Genomic DNA, 15,245 nt, shown 5'->3' on the forward strand with positions numbered 1-15,245 from the left:
CCGCTCTCGGCCAAGATTTATGATATCAAACCGATAAATTCAGTCGGTCGTACTCGGATCGCGTGAGGCCGGCGACGCCGAGTCGATCGTCGTGTGCGTCCGTGCCGCCGGTGGCGAGCAGATCGTGGCGCTCGATCGCGCGTTCGACCGGCCGTCGGTCGACGTCGCGCCCGTACGGATACCGCAGTTCGACGGCGTCCAGTTCGGCCGCGTACGCGAGTGCGGCGTCCGGATCGGGGTACCGCAACGGGTGTGCGAGCGAGATCAGCCGGGCCGACTCCGCGAGCGCGGCGCGTCCGCGTTCGAACGACGGAATCGTTCGCGCCACGTAACACGGACAGTCGGAGCCGATGACGTGATCGAACGCGCCCTGGTAATCGTACTCGAGTTCCGGATGCGCGTCGATCGCGCGGGCGACGTGAGGCCGGCCGAATCCCTCGTCCACCGCGACGTCGAGGGTGACGCCGAAGCGGTCCTCGACGCAGTCGACAATCGCGCGCCCGCGTTCGATACGGTCGGTCTGGAGGCGGGTGATCGTCGCCACCAGCTCGTCGGTCGGCTCGAGGCCGTACCCGAGCAGGTCGAGCCGGTGGCCCTCGGCAGTTTCGACGCGGAGTTCGATCCCCTGGAGGATCGTCACGCCGTCGCGTTCGACGGCCGGTTCGTCGAACGGCTGAAGTCGATCGTGGTCCGTCAGGGCGACGACGTCCACCCCGGCCCGCCGGGCGGCCGTCGGGACCGCCTCGAGTTCGAGGTCGCCGTCCGAACGCGTCGTGTGGACGTGAAGATCCGCGTACGGCATAGCCGACTGGAGCGGTCGAGCCCCTAAAATCGTTTCTCGTCCGCCGTGTTGGCAGTCCGCATATTAGGACGCGGGTGCGATATAATGGCTTTGGTAGACCTAGTAATCCATTATGGACAATGTTTATAATTATCGTTCACACATATGGTGGTGTGATGCTGCTCAACGGCACCGGCGAGGTCATCGACGACCACGACTACCCCGCGACGACCGACGAACTGATCGAGGCGTACGGCGACCGCGTCCTCGAACTCCCCAACGGAACCGAGTCGGTCGAAGATGTACTCGCCCGCCTCGAGTCCGAAACCTTCGAAACGCCGGAAGACGCCCGGTTCGCCGTCTACACCGCGGTGAGTCGGAAGGCGATCGGCCGCGTCGGATACAGCGACCGCGATCCGACGCCGGTCGGAAGCCCGTACTCGCCCGACGCCGTCTCGTTCTAGAACCGTTCGCCGTTCTCTCGATCGACGTTCTTCGACCGATCGATCGACGTATCGATGAAACGCACCCGAGCACGCCGCTCGAAACCTCGAGAGATCGCTCTCGAAGCGAGCGAGAGGGCCGTTCAGAACCGACCGCTAGTCGAGAAACTCGATCGTTCCGTCGAACTCGAGCGGAACCGATCCCTTCCGGTAACCCTCGACGTGGCCGTTCGGCCGGGCGCGGTAGACGACGGCCGGTCGGTGTCGGACGTCCGGTCGCTCGCTCCGGACGGCGTTCCAGACGTCGTCGCGGAAGCTCGAGCAATCGACGAACAGCACCGCGCCGCCGCCGTGGGCTGCCAGCTGACCGTTGACCTTCGTTTCGGCGGTGTCCCGGACCGCGGCGACCGGGCCGGCGGCGGAGCGATTCTTCGGCGGCTGCGGACGGGTCACTTCGACGAGAACGTTCGTCTCGTCGTCCGTCGCACGATAGTCCAGCGAGTGACCGGTCGTCACCTCGATCTCCGGAACGACGTCGTAGCCGGCGTCGGTCAGGATCTTCGCGGCGACGAACTCGCCGATCGCCGCGCTCATGCGAACGCGGTCGACGTGATCGCTGGTGCCGAGTTTCCCCGACATGACGTGACGGTACTCGTCGAGGGCACCGGTCTCGAGGAACCGCTCGAGAAAGCGCGTCGTCTCCCGACGGCCGGCGTCGGGAAAGCCGGCGGCGTGTTCGCGAAAGAACGCGCGCGTCGATTCGCGTCCGTCCTTGGACATGAACACCGGCAGGAAAAACCACGAGAGGTGCGGGTAGTCGGCCAGCCACGGATCCTCCTCGTGGAGCGTCGCGAGTAGCTCCCGCTGGGCCCACCGAGAGACGTGGTAGGGAACTTCCCTCCAGCCGAACTTGTCGGTCTTCCACAGCGACGAGGGCGTTTCGGTGTTGCCCATCCAGTAGGCGTCGTCGTCGCTACGAGCGAAGAGCGCGACGTCGCCGTTTTGCATCTCGAAGCGATGGGTCTCCCAGTCGGCGCCGATGTCGAACATCGGCGCCACCGCGGTGGCGCCGATGTTCGATCGAAGCGGTTGAAGAATCTTCCGTCGAACTCGTTGCTCACTCCAGGTCGCGGGCGAATAACGAAAGCGAAGCGGCCGTGCCACACCTGGAGTACGGTCCAGGCCGGCATACGTCTTACGAGGCGAACGGTATGATGAACCGTTACATTGATATGCGTCACCAGCCTACAGTGTGTATAGCTACCATGTCAATGGGTGCCTATGACGAAGACGAACACGAGCGCCGCGAACAGCAGGCCTCGAGAGTCGATGCGGATTTCGACGACGAGCGGACGATCTACCACGGACAGGTCGAGTACGATTCCGGCGACTCTGCGGAAGCGCTCCTGAACAAGTTCGAAGAGATCAAGTCGAACTAGTGCTCGCTCCATCGGCTTTTGCGAGTTCTCGCCACGAGTAGCCGGTCGTCTCGAGCGCCTCCAAGGGCGTTGGGTTCGACGTCGGCCGGCGCGAGCGGCCGCTTCGTTCGGCGGACCGCCTCGGGCGGACTGTCGCACCGATTTACCGGTGGGACCGCGACCGTCTCGTGGTTTCACCGGTACCGACGGACAACAGTCCGTATCACTCCGCCTCGAGATCGTCCCAGCCCGGCGTCTCCGGAGCGCCGCGACGTTCTTCGATCGTCGCCGCGATCGTCGGGGGCGGCGTCTCGCCGCCCGCGTTCGCGTGTCGTCGGTGCCACGCGTCGATCGCGCCGGCGACCCACGAGCCGTCCGCCTGCGGAGCGGATCGCTCGCCGGTGTCGGATTGCGTCGAACCGTCGCCGGCGTCGTCCGAATCGAGCGAGCTCGGAGCGGCGGCGCTGGATTCGACCGCGCTCGCGACCGCGCGCTCGTAGTGGTGGTCCGAGATCGCGAGCGTTCCCGGACTCGAGGCGGCCGCGACGGCGATCGTCTCGGCGCGGTCCTCGACCGTGAGTTCGTCCGCCGCGAGGCGCTCGATCGTCCCCTCGAGGTCGTCGGGATCGGGGTGACAGAACAGCTTCTCCCCGATCGCCGCCGTCCCGAGTAGCAGCCCGTCGAGGACGTCCTCGTCCGCGTCGTCGAGATCCTCCTCGAGCAATCGCTCGCCGCCGAAAATCGATTCGACGCGTTCGCACTCGGTCTCGCGGTCGAGCGCGAGGTTGTAGGTCGGATACGCGCCGCACTCGTCCGGAAAGAGATCGCCATCGTGGATTCGACACTGGAGCGTCGCCGGATCGAGGAAGACGCAAGCCGGCAGCCACGTCGGTCGCTCCCGACCGAACGGGGCGACGGGCTTGGGCGGTTTCCGCAGGCCGACGAAGAAGGCGGGTCGGTCCGCGATCGCGGCGATCGGCCGTCCGTCGACCTCGACGGCCTCCCGCTCGCTTCGAGCACGCCAGAACCGGGGCGTCAGCGCGGCCCCCATCCCGCGCTCGAGGAATCCTCGAACCTCGTCGCGGGTGAGCGGAACGAAGCTGGGATCGTCGTCGACGGGATCTCTGGCGACCGCGTCTCCCTCGTCGCGAATACGACCCCGCGATCGGCTGTGCTCGTCCGCGTCCGTCTCGAGCAGCGGCCGCCAGTCGAGACAGCAGCCGGCACAGCCCGCACAGTTCACCTCCATGCGCCGACGTAGAACGCCACGACCTAAATACGGACAGCCGGCGCTCGACGCACGATCGGACGATCGTTCGAAACCGCCTGCGACGGTCGAGTGCGACTGACCGAGGAGAGCCGACGGGGGAACGACTTTCACGGTCCGGAACCGAGAGCCGCGTATGGCACGGGACTCCTGTGACGGCTGCGGTCGGCCGGTGTCGGTCGCCGGCGGCATGGAAAACGTCTGGACGTTCGGACAGGACGACGGCAGCGACGGAACCGCGATGACCCTCGAGTTCGAGGACGGAACGTCGCACATGCTGTGTTATCCGTGTCTCGCCGCGCTGCCCGACGAGCCGACCGACGACGACGTCGAGCGACTCGAGCGGGTCGACGAGGAGACCTCGACGCTCGGCGCGCGCTGATTCCGCACGTCGGCCGAGAGCCGCGGCGATCGTCGACGGAGCGAAAAACGGGAGGCGCCCACAGGAGCGAGACGGCGAACCACGATCACCCCGGACACGACGGGGACCGACTGCGTCGACGGAGGCCGCAAACGGTCGTTTCGAATTGCGACAACGGTTGACCGGCGCAACCGCGAACCGTCTGCGGTTGCACGGGGACGACGTACAGCAATCCGTACCGACCGCGAGCGGAAGGGGTGGGATTTGAACGCCACGAGGCTGAACGCCGCCGCGGGCCTGACGGCACCGCGGTGCTCTACCGCTGAGCGACCCTTCCGCACGTCGAGTCGACGGCGGAGTTCGTATTTGTAATCAGTCGATTACCCGCGGGTAGCCGGCACCTATACCCCGACCGTCGTTAGCCCGTTTGCCGTCCATCGTTCTCGATCGACGACGCGTTGACCCTAGAGCGAACGTCAAAGTCGAGCGACGACGAGCCGGATCGACCGCGGAACCGGCGACGCGTTCACAGTGCAAGCGACGGTTCGTAGCCTTTAGGACGCGTCCGGTCGGTGACTCGAACGGTGAACCCCGAGCGGATCTTCGAGGAGTTTCCCGCGCCGAGCTACCGCGGGAACCAGGAGCGAGCCCTCCGCGACATTCGAGACGCCTTCGCGGCCGGCAACGACGTCGTGCTCGTGCGCGCGCCGACGGGAAGCGGTAAGTCCCTGCTGGCTCGAGCCGTCGCAGGCTGTGCGCGCACCGTCGAGGAGGCCGAACCGAGCGAGGCGTCGGGCGCGTACTACACGACGCCGCAGGTGTCGCAACTGGACGACGTCGCGACCGACGACCTGCTCTCGGATCTCAACGTCATCCGCGGGAAGTCGAACTACACCTGCATCCTCCCCGACGAGCGAAACACGCCCGTCAACCAGGCCCCCTGCGTTCGCGAGCGCGGCTACGACTGCTCCGTCCAGCACCGCTGTCCGTACTTTTCGGACCGCGCGATCGCGTCGAACAGGGAGATCGCCGCGATGACGCTCGCGTACTTCATGCAGACGGCCGGCAGCGAGGTCTTTCGCAAGCGCGACGTCGTCGTCGTCGACGAGGCCCACGGTCTCGCGGAGTGGGCCGAGATGTACGCGACGATCCAGCTGGGGCCGCGGACTGTGCCGTTCTGGGACGAGCTTCGCGTCCCCGAGATCGATCGGACCGAGCGGGCCGTTCGGTACGCGGAGAACCTCGCCGGGACGTGCAGCCGCCGCAAGGACGAACTGCTCGCACAGGAGTCGCTGACGCCCGGCGAAGTCCGCGAGCGCGACCGGCTCCAGGAGCTGATCGGCGAACTCGAGTGGTTCGTCTCGGATTACCGCGATCCGGAGAGTCCGACGACGTGGCTGGTCGATCAGTCCGAGCCGTCGAGCGCCCGCGGCGACGATCGAAGCGACGCGGACGGAGCCGGCGGCCAGGGCGGCCCGTTGACGATCAAGCCGATGAACCCCGAGAAGTACCTCGCACACACCGTCTGGGGCCGGGGGAACAGGTTCGCGTTACTATCCGCGACCATCCTGAACAAGGAGGCGTTCTGTCGGCAGGTCGGGCTGGAACCCGAAACCGTCGCGCTCGTCGACGTCGGCCACACCTTCCCCGTCGAAAACCGGCCGCTGTACGACGTCACGCAGGGGAAGATGACCTACGAGCGCCGCGACGAGACGACGCCGAAGATCGCCCGCGCGATCGTTCGGATCATGCAACGCCACCCCGACGAGAAGGGGCTCGTCCACGCCCACTCCTACGACATCCAGGAGCGACTGGCGACGCTCCTTCGGGATTTCGGCGTCGGCGACCGGATCCGGACCCACGACCGCGACGACCGCGACGCCGACCTCGAGGCCTGGAAGGCGAGCGACGATCCGGACGTCTTCCTCTCGGTGAAGATGGAAGAAGCGCTCGACCTGAAGGGCGATCTCTGTCGGTTCCAGGTGCTGTGTAAAGCGCCCTTCCTCAACACCGGCGACTCGCGGGTGGCACACCGACTCGAGGAGGGCCAGTGGGCGTGGTACTACCGGTCGGCGCTCCGGACGGTCATCCAGGCCTGCGGACGGGTCGTCCGCGCGCCCGACGACTACGGCGCGACCTACCTCGCGGACTCGAGCCTGCTCGACCTCTTCGAGCGGGCACGGACGGACATGCCCGACTGGTTCGAAGCCCAGGTCGATCGGACCGGCCGACCGGAGCTTCCGGCGTTCGATCCGCAAGCGGCGCTCGACGGGACGTCGACGGACTCAGCGGACGGTTCGACGGCCGGCTCCGGCCAGCGGTCTCGTGGCCGGAGCCGCGGGCGTTCGAGGCGGTCGTCCCGCTCGAGTCCGCTCGCCGACGTGTGGGAGACGGACGGCTGAGCGGCAAAACGGATCGTCGATCGAATCGCCGACGTTCCACCGGCGCTCGACGAACGAGCGAGACGAGGGGTTCTGAGAGGAAAGAGCGGTTAGAACGCCGCCAGCGCGCCCCAGGCGATCATCGAAGTCACCATGAGCAACGCGAAGACGAGCGCGATGAGCTGATTTCGATCCATACGCGAGTGCACACACTGCGAGGGCATGAATGTCACGACCGCCGGCAGTCGGGAGGTCGTCGTCACTCGAACCGAGCGTCGACGACGACGTGTGCGACGCCCGCGCTGTGGCTCTTGACGCGTCGGGTGTCGAGCACCGCGAGTTCCCGGTCGGCGTCGGCCGCCGCGCGTTCGAGTCGCTCGAGCGGGCGATCCCAGAGGAGCGGTTCCGGCGTCGCCTCGTGGTAGTGGACCACGCCGCCGGGAACCAACGCATCGAGCGCTGCCGGAAGGAACTCGTAGGCTTCGTCGGTTCGCGGTTCGTCCGACTCGGTACCGGAATCGGTCGCCGCCGTCGCCTTCCCGTAGTAGCCCATCACCACCCTGTCGGCGTCGACCTCGCCCGCGAGTTCTCGACAGTCGGTCATGTAGGCGTCGACGCGTTCCTCGACGCCGTTCAGCACCGCGTTCTCGAGCAGGTACCGGAAGGCGGTCGGGTTCAGTTCCGCCGCGGTCACCCGCGCGCCGGTGCGGGCCAGCGGCAGCGTGAAGTAGCCGACGCCGGCGAACATATCGAAGACGCGTTCGTTCGCCGTCTCGAGGTCGCCCATCCGGGCGCGCTCGGCCTGGTTTCCGGGAGAGAACATCACCGCCGCGGGGTCGAGCGCGTAGCGCGTACCGTGTTCGGTGTGGATCGTCTCGGTGTCGGACGCGCCGGCGAGCAGCCGGGTCCGGGGTTCGCGGTACGTCCCCGCCTCTCCCTCGTTTGCGATCCCCTCGTCCGCGAGGACGCTGTCCGCCTCGCCGTGGAGTTCGAGCAGCGCCTCGGCCAGTTCCATCTCGTCGGGACAGCCGTCGGGAACAGAAACCAAGACGACGGAGCCGATCACCGCCCACGACCCCGGCGCGGCGGCGAGGGCGTCCTCGTCCCACCCGCGCTCGGCGAGCAGATCTTCCAGATCCGTACTCCGCGGTTCGGGGTCGACCTGTCGAACGACCTCGAGCACGTCGGTCTCCGACGGCGGTTCCGTAACCGGCAACGCCACCCGGTCTGGACCGTCCTCGCGTATCCGCCTCGAGTCGTCGTAGACGCCCTCGGCGCGAAGCGACTCGATGGTCGTCTCCGTACGCGGTTTGTCGACGATCACCGCGAGCGGGGCGTCGGGAGCCGCTTCGATCGGAGTCGACTCGAGCGTGGTCTCGTCCCCGTCCGATTCCTCACGCATCGGTCTCGTCGTCCTCAGGCTGGTTCGCGTACGGATCGTACGGCTCGCTCGCGGCGACGTCGGTACCGGCGTCCGGTTCCGGATCGGGGAGAACGTGGAGGCCGGCACGGCTCTTCAGAACGGGAACCGTCTCCGCGTCGGGGTCGAAGTAATCCGGGCGGGAGACCGTCTTCGCCCGATAGGTCTCGGGATCGAGTACCTGGACGGCGTTGTCGTCTTCGACGGCGACGACGGTCGCCTCGACGGCGTCTTCGCGCTCACCGAGCTTTCGAGCCTCGGGGGAGTTTCCCTCCTCGTAGCTCGCCTCGTATCGCTCGCCGGTGCGCACTCGGGTGCCCTTGAGGTTGCCCCGGGCGCTTCGGACGAGAACCGGCCCCTCGTCGTCGTCCGCGAGGTCGATGACGTCGCCAGGCCTGTACGGCGGGAGCCGAACGGCGAACGTGACCCGGTACACCTCGTTACCGTCCTCGTCTTCGGTGACGAGCGTCTCCGCGTCGTTGACCGTGCCGCCGAACTCCTGAACCATCTTGTTGGCGATCTTCTTTCCGATCTTGTTGGTCGAGACCCGAATATTGAGGCCGTCGTCGGTCTCGGTCATCTCGGTGACGAACGCGTTTCGGTCGCCGGTCGCCTCCATCTCGGCGACGGTCGCGTTCGCGATCTCTTTCGCTCGCTCGACCTCCTCGGTCGTGGGCGTCCGCCGTTCCGCCCGGATCTGGACGATGCTGGCGTAGTAGTCGCCGGCGATGCGGCCACAGCGGGTACAGGTCTGGCGTGCGATCCTGACCGGGACCGTCACTCGCTCTTCGACCGGCGTGTCGCGAGCCACACCCGTAAAGGAACAGTGCATCCGGATGGTGTTCTGGTCGACCTGTTCGGGTTCGACCTGCCAGGCGACGTCCTCGACGTCGACGTGGACACCGAGCGCCTCGCTGACTTCCTCGATCGCGACGTCGGTGTAATCGTCCGCGCCGACGTCGACCCACCGGTTCCCCCGATAGACGGCCCCACACTGGGCGCAGACGCGGACGTCGATGCGGTCCGGCACGTCCACGAACTCGAAGTCGTCGAAGTAACACGAATCGCAGAGATCGACCTCCGTACCCGGTCGGAGCGGGTCGGCTGCGTCGCTCTCCGACCGGTCGGGCACCGGATCCCCACACCGGGGACAGAACGCACGCGACTCACTCATGGTATCCCCGGTTGGGGATTGGGGGAGTTAAACCGACCGTTCTCCCCGGTCGGGCGTCGTCGACGAACCGGCGACGGCCCGCACCGCGAGGATCGCCCCGGGATCGATTTTCAGAAACTGACAACTCCAGGCGAAACAGGGGGGTTCGATTCGACCGACGCCAATCCGATCGTGTTCGGTTCGAGATTTCGACCCGGATCTCGTCGGTCGATTTTCACCGCCCACCTTCGATCACGAAGTCCGTCAGCCCTGCGCTTCGGGTGCGGGGCCCGGGATCGCGAGCCAGTGTCAGACGCTCGTCAGACAGTTCGGGAGTGGGGCGTGTCAGACGTCGCCACGTCGCAAGGTCTCCATGCGAAACGAAGGGGTTCGGCGGCGCGGCTCGGAAAACGATCAGTCAGCGGAGAGTTCCGGCGGTCGCCGCCTCGAGTCGCCGCCGACTCGTCAGGGCGCTTATTTGACTGGGGTGCGTACGCCTCGAGTATGAACTGGCAGGCGGACTGGGGGCTCCGGTTTCGAATGTTCTTGACGATGTTTCTGCTGTTCGTGCTGTACATCGTCTTCGCGGGGGCGATCACCCTCTACACCGGTGGCGGACCGTTCTTTTTCGCGCTGCTGTTCGGCGGCTTCTCGCTCGTGCAGTACTACTTCAGCGACACGCTCACGCTCCGGAGTATGGGGGCGAAGACGGTGTCGGCCGACGAGTACCCGCAGCTACACGGTTCGATCGAGCGACTCTCCCAGCAGGCCGACCTCCCGAAACCGAAGGTGGCGGTGATCGATTCGCAGGTTCCCAACGCGTTCGCGACCGGACGCAACCAGCGAAACGCGGCCGTCGCGGTGACGACGGGGTTGATGAACACGCTCGACCGGGACGAACTCGACGGCGTGCTCGCCCACGAGCTCGCCCACGTCAAAAACCGCGACATGATGGTGATGACCATCGCCTCGTTCCTCTCGACGATCGCGTTCATGATGGTCCGCTGGGGCGCGTTCTTCGGCGGCGGTCGCGGCCGGGGACGCGGCGGCGGCGGAATCGTCGTCGCCATCCTGGTCTCGCTCGTCGTCTGGATAATCAGCTATCTGTTGATCCGGGCGCTCTCGCGGTACCGCGAGTACGCGGCCGACCGGGGCGCTGCGGCGATCACCGGCAACCCCGCCGCGCTCGCCTCGGCGCTGATGAAGATCTCCGGGCGGATGGATCAGGTTCCGAAAGACGACATGCGCGAGGAGGCGGAGATGAACGCCTTCTTCATCATCCCGATCAAGTCCGGCGTCGTCGGTCGAGTGTTCAGCACCCACCCGCCGACGGAACGGCGCATCGAACAGCTTCGCGAACTCGAGCGCGAGATGGCCGCCGCGTAGCCGCGACGCCAAATCGACAGGTGCCGTCTCGCGGCGGCGGTCCACTCGTCGCGAGCCGACGATCGTCGCGGCGCGAGCCCTTCGAAGCGCTTTTGATCCGGCCGGAGAAATCGCAATCCATGCTCGACCGTGAGCAACTCATCGAAATCGTCGTCGCCGTCTCCGCCATCTTCCTGATGCTCGGAGTCATGTTCCACATCGGATCGACCTACGGCGGCGACAACGGGGTCCTGACGCCGGACGGCGCGGAGCTTCTCGTCGGAGCCATCGTCGGCTTCGTCTTCCTGCTCACCGCCGTCGGCATCGGGCTCGCGTTCCTGCTGAACGAACCCGGCGCGGGCCTCGAGGACGACGAGGACGCCGACGCGCAAAGTCCGGCCTGAGCGGTCGGTATCGTTTTTCGTCGCCACGACGAAGGCACCGTATGAATTCTTCCACGAGCGATCCGAGCGCCGGCTCCCCCGGTCGGCGCCTCGGCCTCGGGTTCGCGGTCGTACTGATCGGGTCGTCGCTGTTCGCGCGATCCGTCGGCCTCGTTTCGCTGCCCGCGCTGGTCGGTCTCGCGGTCCTTCTCGGGGTCGTCGTCCTGTGGCGACGCGCGACGAGAGGGAGCGATTCGACGAACGAAGACGACTCGAGCGTCTGGAACGCGATCCCGAACCGACAGTATCAGGGACGACACGTCGAATCCGGCGGACTCGCTCGAAGCGAGCAAGAAGCGGCACTCGCGGACGTCCAGCAGCGGGCCGACGAGCTCTCCGACGACCCGTCGCGGGAGTGACCGACCGGCCAAGCAAGAAGACGCGTCGGTTCCACCGAATCGCACGGATCGAACGAACCGACGGAAGCCGGTACCGGTGAACCGCAGAACAGTCGCGGTCGCGCCAGGGACGCCAGCCCGATCAGTCGCCCGCCGACTCCGTTTCGCCGGCGGTGCTCTCGCGCCAGTCCTCGAGTTCGTCGTCGTCGGCGTCGTCGATCCGCTGTTCGTAGTAGGCCATCGGGTGCGGAATGCGCTCACAGAGGTCGTCTTTGTTCACGCAGTCGCCGTACGACTGCATCGTCGCACACGAGGGCGGCGAGTACTCCGTCGGGGACGTCTCGCCGCGGATGTGGTCGGTTTGGTACCGGGTCATCTCCTCGCCGAACGAGGAGTTCACGCGGTAGAGGTCGACGATCTCGTCCGTTTCCATGCCGATGCTCGCCAGGAAAGCGGTGATGGCGAACCGGGAGTGGTGAGGGAGGTGCTCGCCCTTCTGAACGTCGTCGAGCAGCGCCTTCATACACGGCGGGAACAGGTCCGGGACGACGGTGTCGATCTCGCGGGTCAGGTCCAAATCAGCGAGCACCGCCCGGATCTCCTCGACGTCGGACGAGAGCGCGCCGGCGATCGATTCGGGGACCTCGAAGGGGAGGCCGTCTTCGATGCGGTCGCGAATCGCCTCCCGAACGAGTTCAAGCAGTTCGGTCTCGCCGACGGGAACGTTCCCTCGGCGAAGCGGCCGATTGACCAGCCGCCACTCGTCGCCCCACAGGTCCGCCGCAAGCGGCAGATACGCGCCGACGTCGACCAGATATCCGCCGTCCGGATCGGATCGGATCGCGTCCGTCAGGTCGAACTCAGCGAGCAGTTCCTCGAGGTCGATCCCGGTCGACTCGACGCTTTTCAGTTCGGTCGTTCGCTCGCGGTCGGCCGCGAACCGCTCGAACGCGGTTTCGGCCTCCGCCCGCGCGTACCGGCGAACGAGCACGCGCTCGTCGACCATCGAGACGAGTACCCGCGCGACCGGATAGGAGAGCAGCTCGACGCGGGTATCCCTGTGCGGTTCGCCGGTCTCGCCGTCCTCGATGGCGGTAATAACCCGTTGACGGGCGCGGTCGACGACCTCGTCCTCGCGCTCGACGATCGTGGCGAGATCGACCGCCTCCGTCGCCACGGTCTCCCGCGCCGCCTCGAGGAACGGGTACCGGGCGTGCAGTCGCTGCATCGGTAATCCGATGTTACTCCGTCGGGATAAACGCGCTGGTTGCTCCGCGGGGCTCGTCCGACGTCTCCGGACGATCCCACGAGGCGAGAATTGGTCGACGCGAGCCGATCGAACGCGCTGGGGCCGGTAACAACTCGTTACGCCGGAGCCGACGGTCGGCGAGCGGCCACGCGGACGAACCCGCCTCGAGGATCGATTTCAAGGGGATCCGACACGTCGCCTCGAGTATGCCACGGGCGACGCGGGACGGCGTGTCGATCTGTTACGAGTACGACGAGTGCGACGGCGATCCGGCGGGCGATCCGATCGTCTTCGTCCAGGGACTCGGCTTCGGGCGGTGGATGTGGCGCTGGCAGCGCGAGGCCGTCGCGGCCGAGCGCGACGTGATCGCCCCCGACACGCGCGGAACCGGTCGATCGGACGCCGGTCTCCCACCGCTCGTTTCCCGACTCCCTCGACGGCTCCGCGCGCCCGTCGTATCGAAACTGGCGGGGTATTCGGTCGACGGCCTCGCGGCCGACCTCGAGGCCGTGCTCGAAGACGCCGGCGTGCGACGCGCCCACCTCGTCGGCGCGGATCTCGGCGGGATGATCGTCCAGCGCCACGCCCTCGAGTACTCCCGGGCGAAGACGCTGACGCTCGTCGGGACGAGCCACGGCGGGCCGGACGCGGTTTCGGTCCCCGAGGAAACGACCGCCCAACTGTTCGGAACGCCCGACGGAGCGAGCGAGCGAGAGACGCTCCGTTACCGGATGCGACCCGCGTTCGGCGAGCGGTTCACGAACCGAAACCCGCACCTGATGGATCGGATCCTCGAGTGGCGACTCGAACAGGATGCAAGCGGTGCGGCCCTCGACGCGCAGTTCGCCGCGATGTCGGGGTTCGACGCCTCCGGGGAGCTGGGCGGAATCCGGGTTCCGGCGCTCGTCGTCCACGGCACGGACGACCGCGTCGTCCCCGCCGGCAACGCCAGGCTGCTCGCGGAGGCGATTCCGGACGCGCGGCTCGAACTCGTCGAGGGCGGTTCCCACTGCGTCTTTCTCGAGGGGGCAGACCGCGTCAACGAGGCGGTGCGGTCGTTTCTCGCGGACCACGAGTGAGTCGGTAGTCGGCGGCGATCGCCGCACCTGGCCGTCGGCGGTCGAAACCGGACGAGCGCGCGCCGAGAAACGGGCGTTGAAGGAGCAAAGCGGCGAGGCGCGTGGCGAAAACGAACGGAAACGGACGTCGATCAGGCGCTCGAGTTCGCGACCGACGTCCCATCGCGGATGCGGACCTCGCCGTCGCTGCGAACGCCGACGTCGAATCCCTCGTAGGTGAACCACACCTGGTGGGTTCCGGCACCGTCGGCTTCCTGGGCGTGTTCGACCAGCGTATCGAGCGCGTCCGGTTCGACCGCCTCGTACAGCGGCGTCAGTTCGATCGGATCTCGTTCGACGAGCGAGGCGACAGCCGAGACGACCGCGTCGCTCGGCTGATCGTCGAGCGTCGGATCGAAGGTCGTCACGTAGCTGTCCCGGGAATCGGGGGCATCAGCGGAGTCGTCGACCGAGGGCATACCCTCACTACTGGTCCTGTACCGGTAGGTCCTATCCTTACTATGTAGCATCATTAAGTATCGACCGTTCCGGGACGGAGGAATCGGGCTAATCGTTGATTGACGACGGCGCGCTCTCGAGCGTTTGCCCGCCGTGGTCGAAGACGCCGGCGAGCAGGTTCCGGTGGCCGCGCCGGAGCCGACCCGCGAGCGACTGTCGCGTGATGTGGAGCTCCGACGCGAGTTCGGCAAGCGTCGCCCGGCGCGGGTCGTCGAAGTAGCCGCGCTGGAACGCGAGTTCGAGCGCCTCGAACTGGGCCGGCGTGATGGACTCGTCCGCGTCGGTGTACGCGAGCGGCTGCAAGCGCGCGACAGAGATGCGAACGCCGTGGTCGCGACACCGCTGTTGGAACGCGCCGAGTTCGGCGTGATCGTCGACCCGAAGGCCGAAGGTCCACTGATCTCGTTTGCCGGTCCCGGACAGCAACGTCGCGTTCGAGTCGGCGATCGCGCCGACGAGTCCGTCGAGTTCGGGGTCCCACTGCGCCCTGTACAACAGCCCTCGATCGCGCAGGTCGTCGACGAGCGTGAACTCGCTCGTCGCGCCGGACGTCTCGAGGATCGACTCCACGTCGGCGCGGTCGGCCCCGCGAATCCAGACGTACGGAAACAGCGATTCGTCGGTCGGGACGATTCGCTCGAGTTCGACCGAAACGCCCGGAAGCGCCGCGAACAGTTCGCCAAGAGGAAACTCGTCCGCCGAAACGGTGAACTCGACGAGCGTAGCCATGCAATTCCGTGACGGGAACGGACGGTATAAATCCGGGGGTACAGGTCACGAGTCGTGACGATCACGAAGTAACAACGTACTTCCCGATCGAAGCGGCCGCACAATCCGGTACTACCAGCCGTTGGACGCGCTCGCAGAGAGTAGTGGACGGGTTCGATCCGATGGCATCCGAAACGCTGCGTGGAACGCGGGAGTCGACCGGCGGAACTCGAGTCGGAAAACGCGATCCGGACGAACTCGGAGCCGGACGCTGCGAGCGACGATTCAGACGGTTTACTGTAAGTCAGTACCGGCGCACCCGCCGCCCGGGTCGCAGGTGC

General features: G+C 66.7%; 16 protein-coding genes and 1 tRNA gene. 8 read left to right on the forward strand and 9 right to left on the reverse strand.

Annotated elements, in window-relative coordinates:
• Nucleotides 1-25 precede the first annotated feature (25 nt).
• On the reverse strand, nucleotides 26-802 hold the full coding sequence (locus EA472_RS09015) for a PHP domain-containing protein (protein WP_124191181.1): 777 nt from the start codon (nucleotides 800-802) through the stop codon (nucleotides 26-28).
• A gap of 155 nt (nucleotides 803-957) precedes the next feature.
• On the opposite strand from EA472_RS09015, the gene EA472_RS09020 reads away from it, so the two are divergent.
• The gene (locus EA472_RS09020) at nucleotides 958-1,245 is read left to right on the forward strand and encodes a DUF5789 family protein (protein WP_124191366.1); all 288 of its coding nucleotides are present in this window, start codon (nucleotides 958-960) and stop codon (nucleotides 1,243-1,245) included.
• A gap of 135 nt (nucleotides 1,246-1,380) precedes the next feature.
• On the opposite strand, the gene EA472_RS09025 is transcribed toward EA472_RS09020, so the two are convergent.
• A complete protein-coding gene (locus EA472_RS09025) occupies nucleotides 1,381-2,388 on the reverse strand; it encodes a DUF5784 family protein (protein ID WP_124191182.1) in 1,008 nt (335 codons plus the stop codon).
• Between the two features lie 101 nt (nucleotides 2,389-2,489).
• On the opposite strand from EA472_RS09025, the gene EA472_RS22465 reads away from it, so the two are divergent.
• Entirely contained in the window at nucleotides 2,490-2,663 is a 174-nt protein-coding gene (locus tag EA472_RS22465) for a DUF5786 family protein (RefSeq protein WP_165874861.1), read from the forward strand.
• A 202-nt stretch (nucleotides 2,664-2,865) separates the two neighbouring features.
• On the opposite strand, the gene EA472_RS09030 is transcribed toward EA472_RS22465, so the two are convergent.
• Nucleotides 2,866-3,891 carry a YkgJ family cysteine cluster protein gene (locus tag EA472_RS09030; RefSeq protein WP_124191183.1) on the reverse strand — a complete coding sequence of 342 codons (1,026 nt, stop codon included), beginning with the start codon at nucleotides 3,889-3,891 and terminating at the stop codon, nucleotides 2,866-2,868.
• A 154-nt stretch (nucleotides 3,892-4,045) separates the two neighbouring features.
• Between EA472_RS09030 and EA472_RS09035 the strand changes: the two genes are divergently transcribed.
• Entirely contained in the window at nucleotides 4,046-4,291 is a 246-nt protein-coding gene (locus EA472_RS09035) for a DUF7561 family protein (protein ID WP_124191184.1), read from the forward strand.
• 228 nt (nucleotides 4,292-4,519) lie between these two features.
• Here EA472_RS09035 and EA472_RS09040 read toward each other — a convergent pair.
• A tRNA-Gly gene (locus EA472_RS09040) sits at nucleotides 4,520-4,607 on the reverse strand.
• A 247-nt stretch (nucleotides 4,608-4,854) separates the two neighbouring features.
• Here EA472_RS09040 and EA472_RS09045 point away from each other — a divergent pair.
• Nucleotides 4,855-6,672 carry a helicase C-terminal domain-containing protein gene (locus tag EA472_RS09045; RefSeq protein WP_124191367.1) on the forward strand — a complete coding sequence of 606 codons (1,818 nt, stop codon included), beginning with the start codon at nucleotides 4,855-4,857 and terminating at the stop codon, nucleotides 6,670-6,672.
• A gap of 238 nt (nucleotides 6,673-6,910) precedes the next feature.
• On the opposite strand, the gene EA472_RS09050 is transcribed toward EA472_RS09045, so the two are convergent.
• Together EA472_RS09050 and EA472_RS09055 are read right to left on the reverse strand one after the other, a co-directional pair.
• Complete coding sequence (locus tag EA472_RS09050; protein ID WP_124191185.1) at nucleotides 6,911-8,053, reverse strand: class I SAM-dependent methyltransferase; 1,143 nt, start codon at nucleotides 8,051-8,053, stop codon at nucleotides 6,911-6,913.
• Nucleotides 8,046-9,245 (reverse strand): 60S ribosomal export protein NMD3, encoded by a 1,200-nt coding sequence (locus EA472_RS09055; protein ID WP_124191186.1) that lies wholly within the window; start codon nucleotides 9,243-9,245, stop codon nucleotides 8,046-8,048. Before EA472_RS09055 ends, EA472_RS09050 begins: the two co-directional genes overlap by 8 nt.
• 483 nt (nucleotides 9,246-9,728) lie before the next feature.
• Between EA472_RS09055 and htpX the strand changes: the two genes are divergently transcribed.
• From htpX to EA472_RS09070, 3 genes are all read left to right on the forward strand, one after another.
• Nucleotides 9,729-10,610 carry a zinc metalloprotease HtpX gene (htpX, locus tag EA472_RS09060; RefSeq protein WP_124191187.1) on the forward strand — a complete coding sequence of 294 codons (882 nt, stop codon included), beginning with the start codon at nucleotides 9,729-9,731 and terminating at the stop codon, nucleotides 10,608-10,610.
• 119 nt (nucleotides 10,611-10,729) lie between these two features.
• Nucleotides 10,730-10,993, forward strand: a complete 264-nt coding sequence (locus EA472_RS09065) for a DUF7472 family protein (RefSeq protein WP_124191188.1) — start codon at nucleotides 10,730-10,732, stop codon at nucleotides 10,991-10,993.
• A 41-nt stretch (nucleotides 10,994-11,034) separates the two neighbouring features.
• On the forward strand, nucleotides 11,035-11,391 hold the full coding sequence (locus EA472_RS09070) for a hypothetical protein (protein ID WP_124191189.1): 357 nt from the start codon (nucleotides 11,035-11,037) through the stop codon (nucleotides 11,389-11,391).
• Nucleotides 11,392-11,512: 121 nt separating this feature from the next.
• On the opposite strand, the gene priL is transcribed toward EA472_RS09070, so the two are convergent.
• Complete coding sequence (gene priL, locus EA472_RS09075; protein WP_124191190.1) at nucleotides 11,513-12,598, reverse strand: DNA primase regulatory subunit PriL; 1,086 nt, start codon at nucleotides 12,596-12,598, stop codon at nucleotides 11,513-11,515.
• A gap of 227 nt (nucleotides 12,599-12,825) precedes the next feature.
• Between priL and EA472_RS09080 the strand changes: the two genes are divergently transcribed.
• Nucleotides 12,826-13,698: an alpha/beta fold hydrolase gene (locus tag EA472_RS09080; protein WP_124191191.1), complete on the forward strand. Its 873-nt coding sequence runs from the start codon at nucleotides 12,826-12,828 to the stop codon at nucleotides 13,696-13,698.
• 131 nt (nucleotides 13,699-13,829) lie between these two features.
• Here the strand turns inward: EA472_RS09080 and EA472_RS09085 are convergent, their stop codons facing one another.
• Both EA472_RS09085 and EA472_RS09090 read right to left on the reverse strand, forming a co-directional pair.
• Nucleotides 13,830-14,156 (reverse strand): HalOD1 output domain-containing protein, encoded by a 327-nt coding sequence (locus EA472_RS09085; RefSeq protein ID WP_124191192.1) that lies wholly within the window; start codon nucleotides 14,154-14,156, stop codon nucleotides 13,830-13,832.
• Between the two features lie 88 nt (nucleotides 14,157-14,244).
• A complete protein-coding gene (locus tag EA472_RS09090; RefSeq protein ID WP_124191193.1) occupies nucleotides 14,245-14,925 on the reverse strand; it encodes a helix-turn-helix domain-containing protein in 681 nt (226 codons plus the stop codon).
• Between the last annotated feature and the right edge of the window lie 320 nt (nucleotides 14,926-15,245).

The organism is Natrarchaeobius oligotrophus, from assembly GCF_003841465.1.
Classification (GTDB): Archaea; Halobacteriota; Halobacteria; order Halobacteriales; family Natrialbaceae; genus Natrarchaeobius; species Natrarchaeobius oligotrophus.